The sequence below is a fragment of the Steroidobacter cummioxidans genome, from assembly GCF_003104955.1.
This window is the reverse complement of sequence record NZ_LSRW01000050.1, coordinates 89,112-112,623: the sequence shown is the minus strand read 5'-3', so window position 1 is coordinate 112,623 and position 23,512 is coordinate 89,112. Positions and strand designations below refer to the sequence as shown.

At 61.9% G+C, this 23,512-nt stretch carries 24 protein-coding genes; 14 read left to right on the top strand and 10 right to left on the bottom strand.

What is annotated here, in order from left to right:
• Positions 1–150 precede the first annotated feature (150 nt).
• Complete coding sequence (locus D0550_RS36475; protein WP_116811530.1) at positions 151–582, bottom strand: winged helix-turn-helix transcriptional regulator; 432 nt, start codon at positions 580–582, stop codon at positions 151–153.
• Positions 583–720: 138 nt separating this feature from the next.
• On the opposite strand from D0550_RS36475, the gene D0550_RS23015 reads away from it, so the two are divergent.
• The gene (locus tag D0550_RS23015; RefSeq protein WP_116811529.1) at positions 721–1,314 is read left to right on the top strand and encodes an NADPH-dependent FMN reductase; all 594 of its coding nucleotides are present in this window, start codon (positions 721–723) and stop codon (positions 1,312–1,314) included.
• Between the two features lie 94 nt (positions 1,315–1,408).
• Here D0550_RS23015 and D0550_RS23010 read toward each other — a convergent pair whose 3' ends face one another.
• The 6 genes from D0550_RS23010 to D0550_RS22985 form a co-directional block, all read right to left on the bottom strand.
• The gene (locus tag D0550_RS23010; RefSeq protein WP_116811528.1) at positions 1,409–2,776 is read right to left on the bottom strand and encodes an HNH endonuclease signature motif containing protein; all 1,368 of its coding nucleotides are present in this window, start codon (positions 2,774–2,776) and stop codon (positions 1,409–1,411) included.
• 80 nt (positions 2,777–2,856) lie between these two features.
• Entirely contained in the window at positions 2,857–3,291 is a 435-nt protein-coding gene (locus D0550_RS23005) for a hypothetical protein (protein ID WP_116811527.1), read from the bottom strand.
• 141 nt (positions 3,292–3,432) lie between these two features.
• Entirely contained in the window at positions 3,433–4,245 is an 813-nt protein-coding gene (locus D0550_RS23000; RefSeq protein WP_116811566.1) for a DUF2182 domain-containing protein, read from the bottom strand.
• Positions 4,246–4,296: 51 nt separating this feature from the next.
• Entirely contained in the window at positions 4,297–4,929 is a 633-nt protein-coding gene (locus tag D0550_RS22995) for a DUF1326 domain-containing protein (RefSeq protein ID WP_116811526.1), read from the bottom strand.
• A 154-nt stretch (positions 4,930–5,083) separates the two neighbouring features.
• Complete coding sequence (locus D0550_RS22990) at positions 5,084–6,136, bottom strand: alpha/beta hydrolase family protein (protein WP_161965994.1); 1,053 nt, start codon at positions 6,134–6,136, stop codon at positions 5,084–5,086.
• A gap of 107 nt (positions 6,137–6,243) precedes the next feature.
• The gene (locus tag D0550_RS22985) at positions 6,244–6,843 is read right to left on the bottom strand and encodes a HupE/UreJ family protein (RefSeq protein ID WP_116811525.1); all 600 of its coding nucleotides are present in this window, start codon (positions 6,841–6,843) and stop codon (positions 6,244–6,246) included.
• 110 nt (positions 6,844–6,953) lie between these two features.
• On the opposite strand from D0550_RS22985, the gene ureG reads away from it, so the two are divergent.
• On the top strand, positions 6,954–7,568 hold the full coding sequence (gene ureG / locus D0550_RS22980) for an urease accessory protein UreG (protein WP_116811524.1): 615 nt from the start codon (positions 6,954–6,956) through the stop codon (positions 7,566–7,568).
• A 9-nt stretch (positions 7,569–7,577) separates the two neighbouring features.
• Here ureG and D0550_RS22975 read toward each other — a convergent pair whose 3' ends face one another.
• Together D0550_RS22975 and D0550_RS22970 are read right to left on the bottom strand one after the other, a co-directional pair.
• Positions 7,578–8,498, bottom strand: coding sequence for a response regulator (locus tag D0550_RS22975; RefSeq protein ID WP_116811523.1), 921 nt, complete (start codon positions 8,496–8,498; stop codon positions 7,578–7,580).
• Positions 8,488–11,850 carry an ATP-binding protein gene (locus D0550_RS22970; protein WP_116811522.1) on the bottom strand — a complete coding sequence of 1,121 codons (3,363 nt, stop codon included), beginning with the start codon at positions 11,848–11,850 and terminating at the stop codon, positions 8,488–8,490. The genes D0550_RS22975 and D0550_RS22970 overlap by 11 nt, the downstream gene beginning before the upstream one ends.
• A gap of 288 nt (positions 11,851–12,138) precedes the next feature.
• On the opposite strand from D0550_RS22970, the gene D0550_RS22965 reads away from it, so the two are divergent.
• The 12 genes from D0550_RS22965 (at position 12,139) to D0550_RS22910 (ending at position 23,200) form a co-directional block, all read left to right on the top strand.
• The gene (locus D0550_RS22965) at positions 12,139–13,230 is read left to right on the top strand and encodes a porin (protein WP_116811521.1); all 1,092 of its coding nucleotides are present in this window, start codon (positions 12,139–12,141) and stop codon (positions 13,228–13,230) included.
• Positions 13,231–13,308: 78 nt separating this feature from the next.
• On the top strand, positions 13,309–14,544 hold the full coding sequence (urtA, locus tag D0550_RS22960) for an urea ABC transporter substrate-binding protein (protein WP_414717330.1): 1,236 nt from the start codon (positions 13,309–13,311) through the stop codon (positions 14,542–14,544).
• Positions 14,545–14,662: 118 nt separating this feature from the next.
• Positions 14,663–16,246 (top strand): urea ABC transporter permease subunit UrtB, encoded by a 1,584-nt coding sequence (gene urtB, locus D0550_RS35330; protein ID WP_241520891.1) that lies wholly within the window; start codon positions 14,663–14,665, stop codon positions 16,244–16,246.
• Positions 16,247–16,248: 2 nt separating this feature from the next.
• Positions 16,249–17,373 (top strand): urea ABC transporter permease subunit UrtC, encoded by a 1,125-nt coding sequence (gene urtC, locus D0550_RS22950; protein ID WP_116811518.1) that lies wholly within the window; start codon positions 16,249–16,251, stop codon positions 17,371–17,373.
• The gene (urtD, locus tag D0550_RS22945) at positions 17,370–18,197 is read left to right on the top strand and encodes an urea ABC transporter ATP-binding protein UrtD (RefSeq protein ID WP_116811517.1); all 828 of its coding nucleotides are present in this window, start codon (positions 17,370–17,372) and stop codon (positions 18,195–18,197) included. The genes urtC and urtD overlap by 4 nt, the downstream gene beginning before the upstream one ends.
• A 15-nt stretch (positions 18,198–18,212) precedes the next feature.
• Positions 18,213–18,905: an urea ABC transporter ATP-binding subunit UrtE gene (urtE, locus tag D0550_RS22940; RefSeq protein ID WP_116811516.1), complete on the top strand. Its 693-nt coding sequence runs from the start codon at positions 18,213–18,215 to the stop codon at positions 18,903–18,905.
• On the top strand, positions 18,902–19,720 hold the full coding sequence (locus D0550_RS22935; protein ID WP_116811515.1) for an urease accessory protein UreD: 819 nt from the start codon (positions 18,902–18,904) through the stop codon (positions 19,718–19,720). The genes urtE and D0550_RS22935 overlap by 4 nt, the downstream gene beginning before the upstream one ends.
• Before the next feature lie 16 nt (positions 19,721–19,736).
• Complete coding sequence (ureA, locus tag D0550_RS22930; protein WP_116811514.1) at positions 19,737–20,039, top strand: urease subunit gamma; 303 nt, start codon at positions 19,737–19,739, stop codon at positions 20,037–20,039.
• A 15-nt stretch (positions 20,040–20,054) separates the two neighbouring features.
• Positions 20,055–20,360 (top strand): urease subunit beta, encoded by a 306-nt coding sequence (locus tag D0550_RS22925; protein ID WP_116811513.1) that lies wholly within the window; start codon positions 20,055–20,057, stop codon positions 20,358–20,360.
• Positions 20,357–22,060 (top strand): urease subunit alpha, encoded by a 1,704-nt coding sequence (gene ureC, locus D0550_RS22920; protein ID WP_116811512.1) that lies wholly within the window; start codon positions 20,357–20,359, stop codon positions 22,058–22,060. The genes D0550_RS22925 and ureC overlap by 4 nt, the downstream gene beginning before the upstream one ends.
• A 14-nt stretch (positions 22,061–22,074) precedes the next feature.
• Positions 22,075–22,536, top strand: coding sequence for an urease accessory protein UreE (ureE, locus tag D0550_RS22915; RefSeq protein WP_116811564.1), 462 nt, complete (start codon positions 22,075–22,077; stop codon positions 22,534–22,536).
• Complete coding sequence (locus tag D0550_RS22910; RefSeq protein ID WP_206606476.1) at positions 22,493–23,200, top strand: urease accessory protein UreF; 708 nt, start codon at positions 22,493–22,495, stop codon at positions 23,198–23,200. The genes ureE and D0550_RS22910 overlap by 44 nt, the downstream gene beginning before the upstream one ends.
• A 3-nt stretch (positions 23,201–23,203) precedes the next feature.
• On the opposite strand, the gene D0550_RS22905 is transcribed toward D0550_RS22910, so the two are convergent.
• Positions 23,204–23,512, bottom strand: coding sequence for a hypothetical protein (locus tag D0550_RS22905; protein ID WP_153067286.1), 309 nt, complete (start codon positions 23,510–23,512; stop codon positions 23,204–23,206).

Below are 23,512 nucleotides of genomic sequence, written 5' to 3'. Positions count from 1 at the left end.
CCGGTGCTTCAACGGGTGAAGCATTTCTTGGCGCGCTCACACTAGCGCAATAGCTCAGACAAACCAATCATATTCGATCATATAATTTGACTCGGCAGTCAGTATCGATCGATATCGCTGATATATCTTCTGATGCGCAATGTCACTTTGCTAACTGCGGGGCCGCCTAGGCAGCACTGGCACGCGCTTCGGCCCCCGTCGATGACTTGGCTTCGCCGTGCCGCCCGCATCGAATGCTTTGCGCGCGGCCTCCATCGCCGGGCGATTCCGGCGCACCCAGATTGCCACTGCGGAGATGGGCTCGTAGAGGGATCGGCCCAGCTTCGTCAGCTCGTATTCCACCCGCGGCGGAATCGTCGGATAAACGGTCCTCGTCACGAGACCATCGCGCTCCAGATCACGCAGCGTGAGTGTGAGCATGCGCTGTGAGATGCCGCTCACGGTGCGACGAATCTCGTTGAAGCGCATCGGTCCGCCTTTGAGCAACTCCACGACCAGCACGGTCCACTTGTCGCCGATGCGCGCGAGTATCTCGCTCACCGCGCGACACTCCGACGGCTCGTGTTCATCAGTAGGTATCAAAAGTGTGCCTCCGGCTAAAAAGAGTGCCTACCGCTCAAAAAAGTGCCTTCTTGCGGCGGCTCCACTCAGTACTCATCCTAGCGTCAGTTCCGAAAAGTAACCAGGCCACCATTGTAGCCCACGTAGGCAAAGCACATCATGACCGTCATTTCCGTCATCGTCGGCAGCGTTCGTCAGGGACGTTTCGCGGAGAAGCCCGCACACTGGATCCTCGATCATCTGAAGAAACGCGAAGGCATCGACGCCCGGCTGCTCGACCTCGCTGAGTATCCGATGCCCTTCTTCGACGCGCCCGTGCCGCCCGCGATGCCGGGCCGGCCGGCATATGGGAACGAGGTCGTGCAGCGCTGGACTCGAGCAATCGCGGCATCCGACGGCTTTATCATGGTGTCGCCCGAGTACAACCATGCGCCTTCAGCGGTGTTGAAGAACGCAATCGACTGGGTCTTCCCTGAGTGGGCTCGCAAGGCGGTCACCTTTATCGGGTACGGCAGCGTCGGCGGCGCCCGCGCGATCGAGCAACTGCGCGAGATCGCGGTTGAGATGCAGCTCGCGCCGATCCGGTCGGCAGTTCATATTCCGGTCGCAGCGCTGTACGCGCATTTCCAGGGTAAGGACGTGTCCCCGCACCTGGTTGAGCTGGACACCGTCGCGAATCAGACGATCGACGATCTGTTGTGGTGGACGAGGGCCCTGAAGACCGCGCGGGAGAATGTGACTACGCTGGAGTGATCTTGAGGCCAGCCCGGGAACTGGCTGAGGCAGAGTGGCACGCCGCTGACGCCTGCCGACGGAGAGCGCGCATCTTCTTTCGGCTTTGAAGCCGTTAGTTCTGCCGCCAGCGCCGCAACAGCGCATCGACCGCCATCGAGTAGTCGCACGCTTCGCCATCCCAGCGTGTCGCTGCCGTGTGGCGGTCGATGTGCAGCCCCTGCTCTTCGTGCTCGTCGATCAGTTGCTGCCAGTTTGCGAGCGGCCGTGTGTGATCGGGCAGCGTGCTGTCGAACGAGTTGCCGTTGGGCATGACGAATCGAATCGCGCCGTCATCGAGCACTCGGACGACGACGTTGCCTTCGTGCACTTGCCGGTGGTGGAAACGGCAGAGGCTCACCAGATTGGATAGCTTTGTCTCGCCGCCGTGCGCCCAATGCTTTATGTGATGGCCGTCGAGGTAGCGCGTGTTCGGGCAGCCGGGGAAGCGGCAACAGCCCTTATCGCGCGAGTTCAGCGCGCGATGGAGCGCGGGAGGGATGCTGCGGGTTTTGCGGCCGACGCTGAGGGGTTCGCCATCGTCGTTCTCGACGATCGGGACGATGCTGCAATCACAAGAGAGGCGTCGGGACGTTTCCGCGGAAACGCTCGGACCGTGCTCGAAGTTACAACGACCTGCAGCGCTGTCGCGCAGCGTTTCGGCATCCACGTGGAGGACGATTTGGTGGCGGTCGCCGCCCTTGAGCGCGGCCGGCCCGTGGGCGAGGAAACTTTCTGCGATGATGGCCAGTGCGTCGACCTTTCTTGCCGATGGTTCAGGTCGCAATTTTGCTTTCGACGTTTCCGCGGAAATTTCCGCTGCCGGAATTTTTTCCTGCGCCGCCTCCATGGCCTTGATGAACAGTTGCCCCGCTTCCGGCGGCAAGCGCGCTTTGATCACGAGCATGCCCTCTTCATCGTGGAACCAGTTGAGCTTGCGATTCGCGTGCTGCTGAGCGTCGCGCGATAGTTCCTCGGCCTCCTTGCAGCGGCGGAAGTCGCGCACGATCCGCTCCACATGCGCTGCTGTGCCGTGGATCGCGTAGTTCAGCAATGTACTCTCGGTGTTCGGGCACGCTACGCGCGTCAGTGCGCGGACTTTGGCGTAGCTCAACTCGCCGCGCTCCATCGCCGCGCCGATCTTCGGCAGGCTGACCAGCGCGTTCGCCGTGCGCACCTTCTCGCGCGCCGCGCCCATGTCGATGCCGCACTTCCAGTTGAGCCAGTGCGCGCAGGATTGCGTCGCGCTGTCACCGCCCCAGCCTTTGCGGCGGTCCCATTCGGCGATGAGCATGAGGAAGCGATAGTTCGCGGCGTTCAAGTGGCCCGCGAGTTCGATGATCTGATGCCCAAGATCTTCGAGCGACTTTCGCTCGGCAAAGCGAGCCTGGTTCCACTCGGCTTTGCGCCGTTCGGCCTCGTGAGTATCTTGCGAGATCATCATCGTGTGCTCTCCGCGAAACTCTCTCTCGCTCTCTGCCGCCGCGCTACTCTCGGCGGCAGAGAGCTTTCAACACTCGTCCGCTAAGCGTGATACACGGGCGTCGGCTCCCTGACCTGATACGGATAGTCGCTCGGCGTTCCACGCAACCCAGCACCCTGCCGGATTGCATCGATTAATGGCCGCAGGTTCACAAGATCCAGCTGCGCCGCTGACTCCCCAATGCACCGCGCTGCCATCTGCGCGACTTCTGCGTGCATCACGGTGTCGTCATCGTCCGCGTGCAGCAGCACTTCGGATAGGAGATGGACCATCGCGCGGACTTGGAGCAGTAGCGCACGGGTATTTCCGATGGCCTCTTCGAGGGTCTGCGGTGGTGGTGATGTTGGCAGCGCACTGGTGAGATCGAGCGGTGGGATGGAGTCCGCTGCCGCGGTAACCGTAGGCGCCTCGGCCGCGGGCTTGGAGGGATTGCGACGTCTGCGGTTAGGCTTCGAAGTATCATCTTGATCAGCCATGTCATCCTCCTGTTTGTTCGATCGTAGCTCGCTGGACTGTATATAACAACAGAACGCGATCGCTTTATTGTTTCTATTTTTGTTACCGACGCGCGCGTTGACGCGCGCCACTCACCGCGAGAACTGTGCGCGCCAAGGACGTCACGCAACCACCATCCAGCCTCCCGCGGCAACACACACAGCGCCGGCGATGCGCGCGACCCACCGCCTCCATGGCGTGAGCTTCTCCACGAGGACAAGCAGCGCTAGAAGCGCGATCCAGAGCACATTCATGACGCCGACCACGAACAGGAGCGCCATCAGGATCCAGCAGCAGCCGACACAATAACTTCCGTGCAGAAGACCCAGGCGCAAGCAGCCCAGCACATCGCTACGAAAACCGCCGTGGGTCATTAGGAATCGAAATGGCGTCTGGCACTGGGCGAGACAGGCATCCTTGATGGGCGTCCACTGATAGATGCCCGCCGCAACCAGGACCACCGCGCCAAGCACGTTATTGGCGCTTGCCATGCGAGCGTCTAGCGCGGCCTCTCGCTCCAACATCCATTGGACAAGCGTTGCGGCGAGGGAGAAGCCGACCCAGGCGAGGAAATAGCCGGCGGCGAACCAACCGGTCGCGGCGAACGGCTTACCGGCGATTTGTCCCTGCCGTGCCACACGGGCATACATGAGGATCATCGGCGCCGCCGAGGGCGTCATCATGCCGACCATCATCACCGCCCACATCACGAACACCAAAGCGAACTCGACAGCGCTCCAGGGGGTGGCGACCGGTGCCATCATTCCCAAGCCGGCGGGGACCATGCGGAATCCGCTCATGTCCATGCCACCCATGTCCATGTCGGCGGCGAGCCAGAGCACATAGGCCCACGCGAGCGCAGCGATCACGCCGAGGGCACTAACAACGATGAGGCGATCCCGCCGCAGCACTGCTTCCAGAGTGCCATCGGTCATGAGAACGGACGAACTCATCGCCTCGGCCGATGAACCGCGTCCCGACATGCATCACGCCTGGTTCGACCAGCGAATGGACGCATAGTGGCCGTTCTTGCCGGAATTATCCCAACGCATGCCATGATCGCTGAACGTATTGCCGGGGGCGCCGACGGCTAACGCCATCTTGTCGGGGCTCACCGGGTGGCCGATGTTCACCCACATTTCCCCGCTCGGATGCAGGGTCGGCAACGGGTCGACGGACATGTGCAAGATCCCGGGGATCTGCGCGGAGCGCGTCTTGCCATCGATCCGAAATGTGATGGGGACTTTTCTCGTCCCCAGGTTCTTGCTGATCAGCGGTGCGAACGCCGCCATGGGACCACCGGCGACGCCGGTAAAGATCGCGACCAAGGCCTCCGTCTGCTCATCGTCGGCGCGCTGATCGATGTAGGTGGCGATCGACCAATCGCCGTCTGCCATCACACCCGGTGAGCGGAGGATGACAAAAACATTGAGGCCATCGAGCGCGACCGAGCCGTAGCGACCGCTGTCGATGTGGAAAATCAGCGGGACGTTGCAGAAGCCCTCGGTCGGTTGCGCGGTCAACGGCGCGGCGGGCGACACGAGGCACGGACACGCGACACTGCAACTGCAATTCTCGAAATAGTCACCGGAAAGGTGCCATGAGATCTGGTCCGCCATCGCTCTCTCCCGCGGGGTTGAAACCCGGCAAATTGCTTACGGATGAGCTATTTGAGCGGAATGCTACGCTTCGATGCGGCTGCTGTCCCTGCTGCAAAGCGGGCCCTGCACCGGGTCGCTATAGGCGGATGGCCGACTTCAACTGCTGCCAACTCTAGTGGTACGTCGGCTCGCGAACGTGTTTTGCCAACCAGACGCGCATTGTCCGCAAGTATCCATCGGTGAGCTGCCGGGTTCCTGCCTCGAATAGATTGTGATCTGCGTTGCGAAAGACTTTGACGGTCAGATCCTTGTTACCGCCAAATCGCAAACTCTCCTTGTAGATCTCGGCACTCTCACGCCAATCGACCAGTACATCCCGATCGCCGTATATCGCGAGAACCGGTTGCCGAAGTTCTCGTAACGCCGTGTCGGGGCGATAGTGGTGATCCATCGACTGTTGCCAGGCCTGATACTCTGCGGCTGTTCCCATGGTGATGCCCAACTCTTGCAGCACGGGGTACTGCTTGAGGGGTTCGGCGGCAGCCGCAAATTCCTCGATCGAACCCCCTGCGCGCATGACTGCCAAAGCGCGTCTGAGGTACCTGGCGATTGTCTGCACCTGGCCCTCTTCGATGCCCTTACTGCGCAGCGCATTCAGAGTTTGATACTCCGCTTGGGAGACCGCATCTCGGGCCGGAGCACTGACCAGGATCATGAAGCTCACGTCCTGCGTTCGCACCGCAGCCATCGGCGCCACCCAGCCACCCTGACTGATGGCCCACAGGCCCATTCGTGCGCCATCGATCTCCGATCGACCTTTGAGTGCCTTCAGCGCGGCAACTGTTTCGCCCGCCCGTTCTCTGATCGGATTCCCATTGGAATATTTACCCGTACTACATCCGCTGCCTGCCTTGTCCCAGATCGCGGTAGCGACGCCGGCCGCTCTGAACGTATCTCTGAGTTGATCGTAGTACCTGGTTGATTCGTTCTCAGCGCTGAAGATGTCTGTATCGCCAGATCCATGCAGGATGAGCACGGTGGCAAACGGCCCGGTGCCTTCGGGAACATCCACGAAACCACGTAAGTTATTTTCGCCAAAACTGAAATCGAAGGGCCGAGTACCCTCAGGCGGCTTGCACCTCTCGGCATCCTCTGCCGAGCCAGCCACGGCGCTTGCAGCCATCAGCGCCACCAGGGCCGCGATCTGCATTGTGGGGGTAAGCATGTAGTTGCTACAGACAGCAGAGCGTGATCGTGCTGTCCTTATAACAGCTCTACCTCTGCCGCAAAATTCCCCGCCTTCCCACAACGCGGAAAGAGGAAGAGCGTCGCCTACATCGGCGCGGCGAGCATCAACCCCAGCGAGGCAACGCCGACGGCCGCGATCGCGCTGCCGCTCCATCTGACCAGCGTTGGCTGCTGAACTGGCAGCAGCATCCTTGTCGTGAGCAGCACGCCGAAGGCATGCAACAGCGCCGTCGCCAGAACGAAGCCCACTCCATAGGACGCAACCGAGAGATCGGCACCCATCTCTGTTCCATGCGCATGGCCATGAAACAGCGCGAAGCCTGCAGTCATCGCGACCAGCATTGGCGCGCGAAAAGTTTGCTTCAAAACAAGCGCCGCACCGAAGGCAACGAGTGATAGCGCAATGCCCACTTCAATGAGCGGCACGTTGACGCCACCCGCACCCAGGGCCGCACCAACGATCATCGCGGTCACGAAGCTCGCCGGCAGCCCCCACCGCAGGCGCCCACCACTACAGCCTGCCAGCAAACCGACCGCCAGCATGGCGAGCAGATGATCCAGGCCGCTGAGCGGATGAAGCGCGCCGGCAACGAAGCTGTGGGCCGCGCCGCCCGTATGCGCCAGCGCCGTGGCCGGCAGCGACAGGCACAGAAAGAATCCCGGCAATGATGTACGACGTAACATGACTATGAGCATGCCCTCGATGCGACGCGCCCGCCCTGAGTCAAATGACGTAGGCGGCCGCTGGTGGGAAACGTATGATACGCGAGGATTGAGGCGCGTGAGGAAGATCGATGTCGAGAGCTGAAGTATTGCGGCTGGGAGTCGGCGGTCCGGTCGGATCGGGGAAGACCGCACTGGTCGACAACCTCTGCAAGCGCATGCGCGAGCGCTTCAACATCGCGGTCGTCACCAACGACATCTATACCCGCGAGGACGCCGAGTTCTTGATCCGCAGCCAGGCGTTGCCGCCCGAGCGCATTCGCGGCGTGGAAACCGGCGGCTGCCCGCACACCGCCATTCGCGAAGACGCGTCGATGAATCTCGCCGCCATCGACGGCCTGATGCAGGAATTCACCGGGCTGGACATGATCATCGTCGAGAGCGGCGGCGACAATCTGGCCGCGACCTTCAGCCCGGAGCTGTCGGATCTGACCCTGTACGTGATCGATGTCGCCGCCGGCGACAAGATTCCCCGCAAGGGCGGCCCGGGCATCATGCGATCGGACTTGCTGATCATCAACAAGATCGACCTCGCGCCTCATGTGGGCGCCTCGCTCGAAGTCATGGACCGCGACGCGCGCAAGATGCGTGGCGAGCGGCCCTTCGTGTTCACGAACTTGAAGACGGGCGAAGGGCTGGACAAGGTGATCGCGTTCATCGAGCGCGAGGGCATGCTGAAGCAGTAGCCCCTTCGCTCATCGCGCCAAGGTCCGCACGGCACGCGCGGCGGCCGCGGCGCGATTCTCCACACCCAGCTTCACGAACACCTGCTCCAGGTGCTTGTTCACCGTGCGCGGGCTGATGGTGAGGATCTCGCCGATCTCTCGGTTGGATTTGCCCCGACTGATCCACAACAGCACTTCCGCTTCGCGCGTGGTGAGCGACAACGCCCGCTGCAACTGCTGCTCATCGCCACTGGTGCCGACTTCGGCCAACCGGAACAGCAGTTCGTCGGGGCCAACACGGCTCAACATGGAAATCTCCAGCCGTCGCGAACCGAGCTCCATGATGGCGGTACCCGCGGCTTTCACGCCCTGCCGTAGCTGCATCAGTTGATGCACCAACTCCGGCGGCAAGCTCGCGGCCTGCTCGTTCTGACTCGGGAACAGATCGGCCAGCAATGCCCTGGCCTTCGGCGTCGACCACAGCAGTCGACCACTCAAATCGGTAGCTAGCAGGAACCGACCGGTCGCATCCAACGCTGCGTGCGTGCCGGATGCGATCCTCGCATTGGCCAGGTGCACGCGGATGCGAGCCAGCAACTCGTCCACGATAATGGGTTTGGCCACGTAATCGACGCCGCCTGCGGCGAGCCCTTCGACCACGTGTTCCGTGTCGCTCAGGCCCGTCATGAAGATGACCGGCAGATGCGACAACAGCTTCTCTCGCTTCAGGCGTCGACAGGCTTCGAATCCATCGATGCCAGGCATCACTGCATCCATCAGCACCAGATCCGGCGTGATCTGATCGACCAGCTCCAGCGCGCTGTCGCCGTCGGTGGCGATCAACACCGTGAACCCGGCCTGATCGAGCGTATCGGTGAGAAAACTGAGCGTCTCCGGCGTGTCATCCACGACCAGCACCGTATCGCGTCGTGTGCTCACATCAGAGGTCATCATCATTGCGCATCGTTTCCAGCACGTTCATGTAGCGTTTCAGATCGAAGTTGGCGACCAGCGACTGCATATGGGCGGTAAAGGCTTTGCTTGCGGGATCGTCGGCCTCGATCTGGCGCAGCTTGGCCTGGATGCCACGTACGTGACCGATCTTGCCGAGCTGATAGAGGTCGTTGACGTGATGGCGCGAGTGAAGCGGCAACTCGCACGAGGCGCCAACCTCCTCCGCCGCGTCGTCCTCGGCCTCGTAGGTCCATTGCAGTCCGAGCAGGCTTGCGATGGTGTCGAGCAGCAGCTGCATGTCGACGGGCTTCATCACGAATCCATCGTGCGGACAATCGGGGCCGCCTGGCCCGTACTCATGCGCGTTGGCCGACACCATGACGATCTTCATCGACGTCGCATGTTCTCGCAGCTGTCGAGCGACGTCCCAACCCGACACGTCCGGCATCGAAATATCGATCATGACCAACGCGGGACGCTCGCGCAGCGCAAGCAAGATCCCGGAGGTGCCGTTGGATGCCGTGATGACCTCGAACTGCAACGGTTGCAGCAGGCGCTGCACGATGTCGAGGTGCGCAGGATCGTCATCGACGAGCAGCAGCTTGTGGCGCGCCCCGGCGTAACCGGTGATCCGCCCCGGCACCGACGATTGCTGGACCGAATGCATCGCCTCGGACAACAGCAGCCGCACGGTGAACATCGTGCCCTCATCTAACGTGCTGCGCGCGAGCAGCTCGCCGCCCATGATTTGCGTCAGCAGCTTCGTGATCGTGAGACCCAAACCGATTCCCGGCACCGCACGCACTGTCGGCGCCTCGCCGCGCTCGAACGGCTGGAAGACTCGCTCGAGATCGGCCTCTGCAATGCCCACGCCGGTATCGGAGATCTCGAACTCCGCCACTTGATTACGATAGCGCACCACCAGGCTCGCATGGCCCCGCTCGGTGTACTTGATCGCATTCGACAGCAGATTGATCAGAATCTGCCGCAGCCGTTTCTGATCGGTGTACACGTGCGCCGGCAGGTGCGGCGGCCGTTGATAGCGAAACTCGATGCCGCGACTGGCCGCCTGCAGCCGGAACATGTCGACGATCTGGTCGAGAAACTCCACCAGCTGCACTTTGTCCCGATTCAGCCGCAGCATGCCGTTCTCGATGCGCGAGATATCCAGCAAGCCATCGATCAGGTTGGTGAGATGCTCGGCGCTGCGGCGGATCACGCGCGCGGCATTGTCGGAAGGCCCGGCGATCTCGCGTTCGAGCAGCTGCGCATACCCAAAGATCGCATTCAGCGGCGAGCGGATCTCGTGGCTGATGCCGACGATATAGCGCGTCTTGGCGACATTCGCAGCTTCGGCGACCTCCTTCGCCTTCTGCAGGGCCGCGTCCGTGCGTTTGTGAGCCTCGATTTCATCCATCAGCATCGCGGTCTGTCTCACCGACTCCGCCTCGGCGCTGCGCCGGCTTTCGTGCGCAAGGACGATGAGCCATGCGGCGACACCGGTCAGCACGAACAAGCTGATGAACACCAGCCACAACGTCATGCCGATCGCCTCGCGATCCGCCGCCGTCGCGCCGGCGGACTGATGGTAGATCAGCGACAGCAACAGACCGATCGCCAGATTGAACACCAGCAACAAGCCGAAGAAATGCCCGGCGCGTGTATTGAATGCCAGCGCCGCGCGCTCGGGCAGGATGCTCGCGAAGAATCCGTGCAGCTGTTCCGTAAATCGGCTGTTGGTCTTGCACAGATCGTGGCAACGCGCCTCCAGCGTACAGCACAACGAGCAGATCGGGCCGGAATACGCAGGACACATTGCCATGTCGTTCCGCCCGAACACGTTCTCGCAGATCGTGCAGCGAATCTCGGGCTGATCCTGCGGCAGCTCCGTCGGCTGGCGCGCCAGGTAGTAGCGACCCTTAGTGGCCCAGGCGATGAGCGGCGCGGCCACGAAGGCCACCACCAACGCAACCAGCGGCGAAAGAATCTGCGGGAACGTGCCGAACACCCCGAGGAACGCGAGACTCGAGATCACGATCGATAACAGCAACGCGCCGACGCCGACGGGATTGATGTCGTAGAGATGCGCCCGCTTGAACTCAATGTACGGCGGGCTGTAGCCCAGCGGCTTGTTGATTACCAGATCGGCCGTCAAGGCGCCGATCCAGCCCGCCGCGAAGTTTGCGTAGATCACCAGAATGCTTTCGATCGCATTGAAGATGCCGGTCTGCATGAGCAGCAGCGCGAGCAGCACATTGAACACCAGCCACACGACGCGGCCGGGATGGCTGTGCGTGAGCCGCGAGAAGAAATTCGACCACGCGATCGATCCGGCGTACGCGTTGGTCACGTTGATCTTGAGCTGACAGACGATGACGAAGATGCCAGTCAGCACCAGCGCAAACGTCGGCGACTGGAACGTCTCGCGAAACGCGAGGAAGTACATGCCCGTGGGCTCGCCTGCCTGCGCGGGCAATACGCCATGGCGCAAGGCGAAGAACGCCAGGAAGGAACCGGCGAGCAGTTTGAACCCACCCATGAACACCCAGCCCGGCCCCGAGGCGATCAAAGCCGTCCACCAGGCCACTCGATTGCGGCGGTCACGGTTCGGCAGGAATCGCAGATAGTCCACCTGCTCGCCGATCTGCGGCAGCAGTGACAGCAGCATGGACACCGCCAAACCGAACAACAGCGGATCGAGCGAGCCGTCGGTCGAACCCTGCTGCCCGGCGTACCCGGTCCAGGCGGACACTTCGGCGGGACTTTTCCAGGCGATATACGCGATCGGCAGGATCTGCAGCAGCAGCCACACCGGCTGCGTCACCAGCTGCATCTTGCTGATGAGACTGATGCCGTAGATCGCGATCGGGATGACGATCAGCGAGCTGATCAGATGCCCGATGGCGAGCGGAATGCCGAACAGCATCTGCAATGCCATCGACATGATGCTCGCCTCGATCGCCAGCAGCAGGAACGTGAAGGACGCGTAGATCAGCGACGTGATCGTCGATCCCATGTAACCGAAGCCGGCGCCACGCGTGAGCAGGTCGATGTCCACGCCGTAGCGGGCCGCATACGAGCAGATCGGCAGGCCGATTAGAAACATCAGCACGCAGAACGCCACGATCGCCCAGGCGGTATTGGGAAATCCATAGGCGAGCGTCAACGCGCCGCCAATGGCCTCGCACGCCAGAAAGGCGATCGGGCCAAACGCCGTATTGCCGACGCGAAATGAAGACTTGCGCGCGCGGTCCGCCGTGTAACGCAGCGCATAGTCTTCGAGCGTCTGACTCGCCACCCACTGGTTGTACTGACGGCGCTCGCGAACGATCCGTTGTCGTGCAGCCATTCTCGAAGTTCTTGTGTCGATGGCGTTCCATAAGCAAGCGATGTGCCAGGCCACGTTCTGGAGCAGTGTGCCGGCGCCCCTCGCCAATGCTGGTGCATTCCAGTGCCACATCGAGGTGCAACGTTCAGCTCGGCTGCACAGTGATGGGTCGTACAGCACCCGCGTGAGCACGAGTACGTCAAATGACGTGTATGCGCACGCCGCAAGGCCGCATAGCGTTTGTCGCCAGGGAACGGACACGAACACATCTGGCCAACCGAACAATCAATTCCGAATCAGGGACACCTCATGCGACAACCATCGATCAATTGCCGAACCACCGCGAGCTTGCGCGTCGTCGCCATCGGCGCGCTGGCAGCGCTGCCGGCGAGCAGCCTACTCGCCGCCGAAGTGAATCTGCCACCCGTGTCCGTCGGTGCCGGCGTGCGCACGAGCTTCACGTACTTCAATCCTGACGTTGGCGATGACGTGAGCGACTTCGAGCTGAACAGCGCCCGCATCTACATCAACGGCAAAGTGACCGAGAACATCAGCCTGATGTTCAACACCGACTACAACGCCGGCGGCACGACGCCGGAATCGATGCGGGTCATCGACGCCGTCGCGCAGTTCTCGTTCTCCGATCAATTCAACATCTGGGCCGGCCGCTTCCTGCCCCCGAGCGACCGCGCAAATCTCTACGGCCCCTTCTACGCCAATCATTGGGGCGTGTATCGCGACGGCGTCCAGGACGGCTATCCGTTCGAAACCGAAGGCCGCAACGACGGCGTGATGTACTGGGGTCAGTTCGGCATCGCCAAGATTTCCGCGGGCGCCTTCGACGTGCAGGGGCTCACCAAGGGCAGCTCGGACGTGCTCTATGCCGGCCGTGTGCAGCTGGACTTCTGGGATCCAGAGGGCGGCTACTACTTGAACAGCACCTACTACGGCGAGAAGGACCTGCTGGCAATCGGCTTCGCGGGCCAGACGGCGGCGGGCAACAACGCCTACTCCGTCGACTTCCTGCTGGAAAAGAAGCTGGCCAACAGCGGCGTCGTCACCGTCGAGGCGGAGTACGCCAAATACGATGGCCTCGGCGGTTATCCCAGCCCACGTGGGAGCGCGTATCAATCCAGCGATGGCTACTACGTGCTCGGCGCGTATGTGTTTCCGCAGACCGTCGGCATCGGCAAGTTCCAGGTGCTCGCCAAGTACGGCCAGACGACCTACGACTACGCCACCTTCAGCAATGTGGACCAAACCACGACCGAGTTGAACCTGACGTACCTGATCAAAGACTTCAACGCGCGCGTCACGCTGTTCTACATCGACTCCAGCTTCGACCCCAACCTCGGCTTCGACAACAAGCAGCTGGGCGTCGGCCTGCAGGTTCAGATCTAGTCCCCAACTTCGGAGAACACATTCATGCTTAAAAACAAACTGGGCGGACTGAAGCAACTGGCTGCCGCCGTCGCTCTGATGTCGACCATGGCCGCGCAAGCGGCCGACACCATCAAGGTCGGCGTGTTGCATTCGCTGTCGGGCACGATGGCGATCTCGGAAACCACGCTCAAGGACACCGTGCTCATGCTCATCGATGAGCAGAACAAGAAAGGCGGCGTGATGGGCAAGAAGCTCGAAGCCGTGGTGGTCGATCCGGCCTCCAACTGGCCGCTGTTCGCCGAAAAGGCCGAGCAGTTGCTGGTGAAGGACAAAGTGTCGGTGGTGTTCGGCTGCTGGACCTCGGTGTCCCGCAAGTCCGTGCTGCCGGTGTTCGAGAAGAACAACGGCCTGCTCTTCTATCCAGTGCAGTACGAGGGCGAGGAGTCCTCCAAGAACGTGTTCTACACCGGCGCCGCACCCAACCAGCAGGCGATTCCGGCCGTCGATTATCTGATGAACGAAGTGGGCGTGAAGCGCTGGGTGCTGGCCGGCACCGACTATGTCTATCCGCGCACCACCAACAAGATCCTCGAAGCGTACTTGAAGGCCAAGGGCGTGAAGGACGAGGACATCATGATCAACTACACGCCCTTCGGGCACTCCAACTGGCAGCGCATCGTCGCCGACATCAAGAAATTTGGCTCAGCGGGGAAAAAGACCGGCGTGGTCTCGACCATCAACGGCGACGCCAACGTGCCTTTCTACAAGGAACTGGGCAATCAAAAGATCTCGGCCGAGGACATCCCGGTGGTGGCGTTCTCGGTCGGTGAAGAGGAGCTCTCGGGCATCGACACCAAGCCGCTGGTCGGACATCTGGCGGCCTGGAACTACTTCATGAGCGTCGATACGCCGGCCAACGCCGAGTTCATCAAGAAGTGGCGCACCTTCATCAAGGACAACAAGCGCGTCAGCAACGATCCGATGGAAGCGCACGTGATCGGCTTCAACATGTGGGTCAAGGCGGTGGAAAAGGCCAAGACCACCGACGTGAACAAGGTGATCGACGCGATGGTAGGCATCGAAGTGCCGAACCTGACCGGCGGTGTCGCCAAGATGCTGCCCAATCATCACCTGACCAAGCCGGTGCTGATCGGCGAAGTGCGCGCTGACGGCCAGTTCGACACCGTGTGGCAGACCGACGGCCTGGTGCCGGGCGATGCCTGGTCCGACTACCTGCCGGGCAGCAAGGACATCGAAGCGGACTGGGTCAAGCTCAAGTGCGGTAACTACAACACCAAGACCAAGAAGTGCTCCGGACAGAACTACGAGTAACAGGTCCGCGGTGAAAACCAATAGTTGCACGTTGATCGAGGTCCCGGGCGCAAGCCCGGGATCTCCATTTCTCACCCGCCGCGCAATGTGGTGGCTCGCTTTCCTCGTGATCCTCGGGATGCTCGCGCGCCCCGCCGTGGCTGCCGAGTCGACTTCATTCGAGCAAGCTCTCGGCAATCTCGCGACCACCAACTTCAAGGAAAAAGAGCGCGCCATCGGCGAGTTGCTCGACGTTCGTCACGCCAACACGCGTGCCGTGCTGAACGCGTTGCTGGAGGGCAATCTGTACTATCGAAAGGACGACAAGCGCGTGTTCATCGGCGCTGTGCAGGATGCGAGTCTCCAATTGCAGGATCCACTGACGATGTCCGCCGCCGGAACGGCCGACGCGTCGGACTACACCAAGATCACGACCAACAATCAGTTGCGCAAAGCATTGAAGGGCGCGCTGGCCAGCTTCGACCTCGCCGATCCCGATGCGACCGTGCGATTGGCCGCGGTCAATGAGCTGCTGCGTTCCCTGGATGCAGACAGCATTTCCATCCTTCGCTCGCGGCAGAGCTCCGAAACAAATGATGCGGTCCGCACCGCCATTCACACCGGCCTCGCCATCGCGGATCTCGACAGCGAGGACGCCGCCGTTCGACTCGGCGCCGTCGAACAACTCGAAGGCAGCCTGAATCCCGAAGCGTTCAATCGGCTCACCGCAATCGTTGCCAAGGCCGATGACGGCAGCTACGTGGAGCCGGACGATAAGGTGCGAAATGCGGCACGCACCGCGCTCGCGAAAATCGAGAACTCGCGCAGCTTCTATAGCACGCTGGAAACCCTGTTCTTCGGCCTCAGCCTGGGCTCGGTGCTGGTGCTGGCCGCGATCGGGCTCGCCATCACGTTCGGCGTGATGGGTGTCATCAACATGGCACACGGCGAGCTGATGATGCTCGGCGCGTACACCACTTACGTCATCCAGCTGCTGATGCCGCAATACATTGGCGCCTCGGTGCTCATCGCGATTCCCGTCGCGTTCGTGGTCGCCGGCGTCATCGGTGTCCTGATCGAGCGTGGCATCGTGCGCTTTCTGTACGGCCGCCCGCTGGAAACCTTGCTGGCCACCTTCGGCGTCAGCCTGGTGCTGCAACAGATCGTGCGCGACATCTTCAGCGCCAACAATCGCCCGGTGGAGACCCCGGCCTGGATGTCCGGCTCGCTGCAGATCAACGAAGCGCTCTCGATCACGTACAACCGGCTCTATGTCGTGCTGTTCATGCTGATCGTGTTCGTGATCCTGCAGCTGGTGCTGAAGAAAACCTCGCTCGGCTTGAAAGTGCGGGCCGTGGCGCAGAACCGCGCGATGGCGAAATCCATGGGCGTGCGCACCGAATGGGTGGACGCGCTCACCTTCGGACTCGGCTCGGGCATCGCAGGCGTGGCCGGCGTGGCGTTGAGTCAGCTCACCAACGTCGGCCCGAATCTCGGCCAAACCTACATCATCGATTCGTTCATGGTCGTCGTCTTCGGCGGCGTGGGCAATCTGTGGGGCACGCTCATCGGCGGCATGTCGCTCGGTGTCGTGAATCAAGCGCTCGAGCCGTACGCAGGCGCCGTATTGGCGAAGATCCTCGTGCTCATCTCGCTGATCCTATTCATCCAGCGACGCCCGCGCGGCCTGTTTCCGCAGAAAGGCCGGGCTGCCGAAGGTTGAACATGCAGACATCCAATCCAGCGATCCAACTTCTGACCGGCGAACGTGGCACGCAAGTGTTTCTTGCGTTGCTGCTCACTGTCGGCGTGGCGGTGCCCATCCTGCACCTGGCCTTTCCGGAAGGCTCGGCCCTGCACCTTTCAACCTACACGATGACGTTGATCGGCAAGTACATGACCTATGCCCTGCTCGCCATCGCCGTCGATCTGGTGTGGGGCTATTGCGGCATTTTGAGCCTCGGCCATGCAGCGTTCTTTGCGCTAGGCGGCTACGCGATGGGCATGTATCTGATGCGGCAGATTGGCACGCGCGGCGTGTATGGCGATCCGGTGCTGCCCGACTTCATGGTGTTCCTGAACTGGCAGGAGCTGCCGTGGTTCTGGTACGGCTTCGATATGTTCTGGTTCGCCGCCCTCATGGTCATCATCGTGCCGGGACTGCTGGCTTTGGCGTTCGGGTGGCTGGCATTTCGCTCTCGCGTCACCGGCGTGTATCTGTCGATCATCACGCAAGCGTTGACCTACGCCCTGATGCTCGCCTTCTTCCGCAACGACATGGGCTTCGGCGGCAACAACGGTCTGACGGACTTCAAGGACATCCTCGGCGCGAACATCAATGCGCCAGGGACGCGAGTCGCCTTGTTTCTCGCCTCAGCACTTGCGCTCGGCCTCGGCTATCTCGCGTGCCGCTACATCACGTTGTCGCGCGCCGGCCGCGTCGTACAGGCGATTCGTGACGCCGAAAGCCGGACGCGATTCATCGGCTACCGAGTCGAGTCGTACAAGCTGTGGGTGTTCGCGTTCTCCGCCGTGCTCGCAGGCATTGCCGGGGCGTTGTATGTGCCGCAGGTCGGCATCATCAATCCGAGCGAATTCCAGCCCATCAACTCGATCGAGATCGTGATCTGGGTGGCAGTTGGCGGACGAGGAACACTGTACGGCGCGGTCGCCGGCGCCCTGCTCGTCAACTATGCCAAGTCCTATTTCACCGCGGCTATCCCTGAGCTGTGGCTGTACGCGCTCGGCACGCTGTTCGTGATCGTCACGTTGTTCCTACCGAAAGGCGTCGTGGGGCTCGCCGATCGATTCGCCACGCGACGCTCGCCCGTTCAGACGGTGACCGCATGAACGCGAGTACGGTACTTCGCAACGGTTGGCAAAAGGTCTTCGGCGCCGGTGCCAGAAGCGCTCGGCCAGCACCTGGCGACACTTCGCACGGCACCATTCTCTATCTCGAAGACATCAGCGTCAGCTTCGATGGTTTCAAGGCGCTCAATGCCCTGACCTTGTACATCGATGCCGGCGAGCTCCGCTGCATCATCGGGCCGAACGGTGCCGGCAAGACCACGATGATGGACGTCATTACGGGCAAGACGCGTCCCGATGCCGGTTCCGCCTGGTTCGGCCAGACCACCGATCTGCTGACCCTGACCGAGCCGCAGATCGCCGAAGCCGGCATCGGCCGGAAGTTCCAGAAGCCGACCGTGTTCGAACACCACACCGTCATGGAAAACCTGGAGCTGGCGGTCGCCGGCAACAAGACCATCTGGACGACGCTCGGCTCGCCGCTCAACCGCCACCAACACGAGCGTATCGAAGAGGTGCTCGAAACCATTCGCCTGCAGGATCGCCGTGGCATGCGGGCCGGCATGCTGTCTCATGGTCAGAAACAGTGGCTGGAGATCGGCATGTTGCTCGCGCAGGAGCCGCAGTTGCTGCTCGTGGACGAGCCGGTGGCTGGAATGACGCCGCAGGAAGTGGAGCGCACCGCGGAGCTGCTGCTATCGCTCGCGGGCAAACACTCGGTCATGGTGGTCGAGCACGACATGGATTTCGTCCGCTCCATTGCACGCAAGGTCACGGTGCTGCACGAAGGACACGTCCTGGCGGAAGGCACCATCGATGAAGTCCAGAACGATCCACGCGTCGTGGAAGTGTATCTGGGCGAGTGAGAGAGACAGGTTCCGATGCTGGAAATCCGACAACTCAACCAGTTCTACGGCGGCAGCCACATCCTTTGGGATGTGGACATGAGCATCGCCACCGGCTCGTGCACCTGCCTGATGGGCCGCAACGGCATGGGCAAGACCACCCTGCTCCGCTGCATCATGGGCCTGCTGCCCGCGACCGGCGAGCTGCTGTACGACGGCCAGAATCTCACCCGCCTCGCGGCCGATCGTCGTGCGGGACTTGGCATCGGCTACGTTCCGCAGGGGCGCGAAATCTTTTCGCAACTGACGGTCGAGGAAAACCTGCGCATCGGCCTGTCGGCCCGCAGGAACAAGGTCCGCGACATTCCCGAGCAGATCTTCGAGCTCTTTCCGGTGTTGAAGAAAATGCTACGCCGGCGCGGCGGCGACCTGTCCGGCGGCCAGCAGCAGCAACTCGCCATCGGCCGCGCGCTGGTGCTGGAACCGCGCCTGCTGATCCTGGATGAGCCCACCGAAGGCATCCAACCGAACATCGTTCATGAAATCGGGGATATCATCCTCCGCCTCAACACCGAGGCGAATCTCACCGTGCTGCTGGTCGAACAGAAATTGCCCTTTGCCCGACGCGTCGCGAGCGAGTTCCGGATCCTCGACAAGGGCCGGGTCGTCGCGGGCGGCAAGATCCCCGAGCTGACGGACGAATTGGTAAGACAGCACCTCACGGTATGAGCGCGATCGGCGAGCAATCGCCAACGTCGGGATGGCGCGCACAACTGGAGCTGACCTTCGCCCGGGCCGCCGGGCGGACGCGCATCGTCGCGCGACAGCATCGCGGCCCGCTGCTGGTGCAGCGGCCGTTCTATCCCGAAGGCGACGTTTGCCACGCTTACATCGTGCATCCGCCCGGGGGCGTCGTGGGTGGCGATGAGCTGCACCTGCACGTCGAGACCAAAGATGAAGCGCACGCACTGCTGACGACGCCGGCTGCGGCGAAGTTCTATCGCAGCGATGGCCGCACCGCGCGACAAGAGCAGATTCTGCGTGCGGATGACACGACGCTGGAATGGTTGCCGCAGGAAAGCATCTTCTATCCGCAAGCCCGTGTGCGCAGCCTGACTCGCATCGAGTTGGGATCGCGCGCCCGGTTCATCGGCTGGGAGATTGCCTGCCTCGGCCTGCCGGCTCGCAAGCAACCGTTCGATAGCGGCGAACTGCGCCTGCATCTGGAATTGTGGGCCGAGGGCGCACCGCTGCTGATCGATCGGCTGCGCATCTCTGGAGACACTCGCTGGGGCCTGGGTGGCCATGAGTCGATCGGAACCTTGCTCGCGTATCCTGCGACACGCGCGATGGTCGACGCCGTCCGAAACCTGCAACCGCAAGGTGTCGAACTGGGTGTCACGCTGGTGGATAAGGTGCTGGTCTGTCGTGCGCTCGCCGCACAAGCCGAGCCGATCAAGCGAGCGTTCATCGAAATCTGGCAAACGTTACGACCGCTATTGCTCGATCGCCCGGCCGTACCGCCGCGCATCTGGGCAACTTGAGCGTTGGAGAGACGCTATGGAACTGACACCGAGAGAAAAAGACAAACTGCTGATTTTCACCGCCGCCCTGCTCGCCGAGCGACGCAAGGCCCGCGGCCTGAAACTGAACTATCCCGAAGCGGTTGCTTTGATCTCAGCCGCGATCATGGAAGGCGCGCGTGACGGCAAGACCGTGGCCGAGCTCATGAGCTATGGCGCCACGATCCTGACGCGCGACGACGTGATGGATGGCATTGCCGAGATGATTCCGGACGTGCAGGTCGAAGCCACGTTCCCAGACGGCACCAAGCTCGTGACCGTGCACCAGCCCATCGCCTGACGCAACGAGGTCTGCATGATACCCGGCGAAGTTTTTCCAGCAGACGGCGAGCTCGAGCTCAACGTCGGCCGCCCCACGGTCACGATCAAAGTGGCGAACACCGGCGACCGACCGATCCAGGTCGGCTCGCATTATCACTTCTTCGAAACGAACTCGGCGCTGCTGTTCGATCGAGCTGCAACGCGAGGCTATCGTCTGAACATTGCCTCGGGCACGGCGGTGCGCTTCGAGCCCGGCCAGGAGCGCGAAGTGGAGCTGGTCGCGTACGACGGCGATCGCGTGGTGTATGGATTCAATCAAAAGGTGATGGGCAAGTTATGACCTCCATCAGCCGGACGGCGTATGCCGAGATGTATGGCCCCACCACGGGCGACCGCGTGCGCCTGGGCGACACCGAGTTGATCGTCGAGGTCGAGCGCGACCACACGATCTATGGCGAGGAAGTGAAATTCGGTGGCGGCAAGGTCATCCGCGATGGCATGGGCCAAAGCCAGCGCAACGCCGACGAAGTCGTCGACACCATCATCACCAATGCGCTCATCATCGACCACTGGGGCATCGTCAAAGCCGACATTGGCATCAAGGACGGCCGCATCGTCCGTGTCGGCAAGGGCGGCAATCCCGACGTGCAGCCGGGCGTCGACATCGTGATCGGCGCCGGCACCGAAGTGATCGCGGGCGAAGGACTCATCGCGACACCCGGCGCGATCGATTCGCACATTCATTTCATTTGTCCGCAGCAGGTCGACGAAGCATTGATGTCGGGCATCACGACCATGATCGGCGGCGGCACCGGCCCCGCGACCGGCACGAACGCGACCACTTGCACCTCGGGCCGCTGGTATATCGAGCGCATGTATCAGGCCGTGGAGGCACTGCCGATCAACTTCGGCTTGCTCGGCAAAGGCAACGCGAGCCTGCCCCGCCCGCTCGAAGAACAGATCGAAGCCGGCGTGATGGGCCTGAAGCTGCACGAAGATTGGGGCACGACGCCCGCGGCAATCGACAATTGCCTTGCGGTCGCCGATCGATACGACGTGCAGGTCGCAATCCACACGGACACGCTCAACGAGTCCGGCTTCGTCGAAGACACGATCGCCGCGTTCAAAGGGCGCGCGATTCACACTTATCACACCGAGGGCGCAGGCGGCGGGCACGCGCCGGACATCATCAAGGCTTGCGGCGAGGCCAACGTGCTGCCCTCCTCGACCAATCCGACGCGTCCCTACACCGTCAACACCATAGACGAGCATCTCGACATGTTGATGGTGTGTCATCACCTCGATCCAGGCATTGCCGAAGACGTCGCGTTCGCCGAGTCGCGCATTCGTCGCGAGACCATCGCGGCCGAAGACATCCTGCACGACCTGGGCGCTTTCTCGATGATCTCTTCGGACTCCCAGGCCATGGGCCGCGTTGGCGAAGTCATCACGCGCACCTGGCAAACTGCACACAAGATGAAAGTGCAGCGTGGCTCGCTCGCGCCGGACTCGGCACGCAACGATAATTTTCGCGTGCGCCGCTATCTCGCCAAGTACACGATCAATCCTGCATTGACGCATGGCGTAGCACACGAGATCGGATCGATCTCAGCGGGCAAGCTCGCCGACATCGTGCTGTGGCGTCCGGCATTCTTCGGTGCGAAGCCGGCCATGATCATCAAGGGCGGCATGATCGTCGCCGCCCCGATGGGTGACCCCAACGCATCGATTCCCACGCCGCAGCCGGTCCACTATCGTCCAATGTTCGGCGCACTCGGCCGGGCGCGCGCGGCCACCTCCGTCAGCTTTGTTTCCAAAGCTGCACTGGACAACGGCATGGCCGAACGGTTGAAGCTCGACAAGCGCCTGGTCGCCGTGCAGGGGACGCGTACCGTGCGCAAGCGCGATCTGGTGCTCAACGACTATCAGCCGAAGATCGACGTGGATTCGCAAACGTATGAAGTTCGCGCCGACGGTCAGCTGCTCACCTGCGAGCCCGCCAAAGTACTGCCGCTGGCACAGCGCTATTTCCTTTTCTGAAGTTGATCCTCCACGTGTTGAATATCACTCGCAAACTGCCCGCCTCCACCACGCCCCCCGACGTGAAGCTCGTGTTGCCCTTCCAATTGCGGAACAAGAGCCGCTTGCGCACTGCGCTGGAGACTGGCGAAGAGGTGGGATTGATCCTCGAACGAGGATCGATCCTACGTGGCGGAGACTTGTTGCTCGCGGAAGATGGGCGCGTTGTGCAGGTCGTTGCGGAGCCCGAGACCGTCTCGACAGTACAAGCCCCGGAGCCCTGGGCTCTATGCCGGGCAAGCTATCATCTGGGCAATCGGCACGTGGCGCTGCAGATCGGCGACGGCTGGATTCGTTATCAACACGATCACGTGCTCGACGAGATGGTTCGTGGTCTGGGCCTGGCCGTCACCGTCGAACAAGCGCCGTTCGAGCCGGAGGCTGGTGCCTACGGTGGCCACTCGCATTCCGCGCTCGCTCCGCATGCGCACGGGTAGTACTCATCTCCTTCGCATCCTGCATCTGGCGAGCCCAGCGCTGCCGATTGGTGCATTTCATTTCTCGCAAGGGTTGGAGTACGCCGTCGAAGTGGGTTGGGTGAAGGACGAGCCCACCGCGCTCGAATGGATCACCGGCGTTGCACGACATGCCATCGGGACGCTCGATCTGCCTGTGCTGTTTCGTATGCATCGTGCGGCCAGCACCGGCGATGAGAATGAACTGCACCGCTGGGGCCGATTCCTGCTCGCGGCGCGAGAGACCGAAGAACTGCGCGCGGAAGACCGACATATGGGATCCGCGCTCGCTCGCATTCTGCGAGAGCTTGGCGCAAAGATTCCGGGCCCGAATGCGCAGCGGACACCGCCCGGCTACGCCGAAATGTTTGCTGTGGCCTGCGTCCACTGGAACATTCCGGAGCACGAAGCCCTGCAGGCCTATGCATGGACGTGGGCGGAGAATCAGATCCTCGCCGCGGTGAAGCTCGTTCCGCTTGGGCAGAGCGCCGGGCAGCGCATGCTGCATGCCCTGGTGCCGATACTAGAGAAAATCGCCACGCAGGCATTCACCATCGACGATGAAGACATCGGCGCCTGCGCAGTGATGCAAGGACTGGCTAGCGCGCGCCACGAGACTCAGTACACGCGGCTGTTCAAGTCGTAGAGCTCAGCGCGGCCGCAGGGAAATGCCTTGCATGCCTGCCTTGTTCTTGATGGCAGAGGTCGTGCGCCGGAGTGCCGTGGCGATGGCGTCCAGTGGCGTGCCGATGGCCGCGAGCTCTCTCAGTCGACGCAGATCCTCGCTCGACCAATCATTGCGTCGGCTGCGACGGGAAAACAGAGTGGCACCCAGCGTCGATCTCGACGAGCGCTCACGCCTCAATGGGTGCCGCTCATCATCGCCTTCCACTGAGCGCCCGATGTCCATATCCATCACTGTTTCCTGTACGCACGCGAGCCGCGTCAACTCATTCAC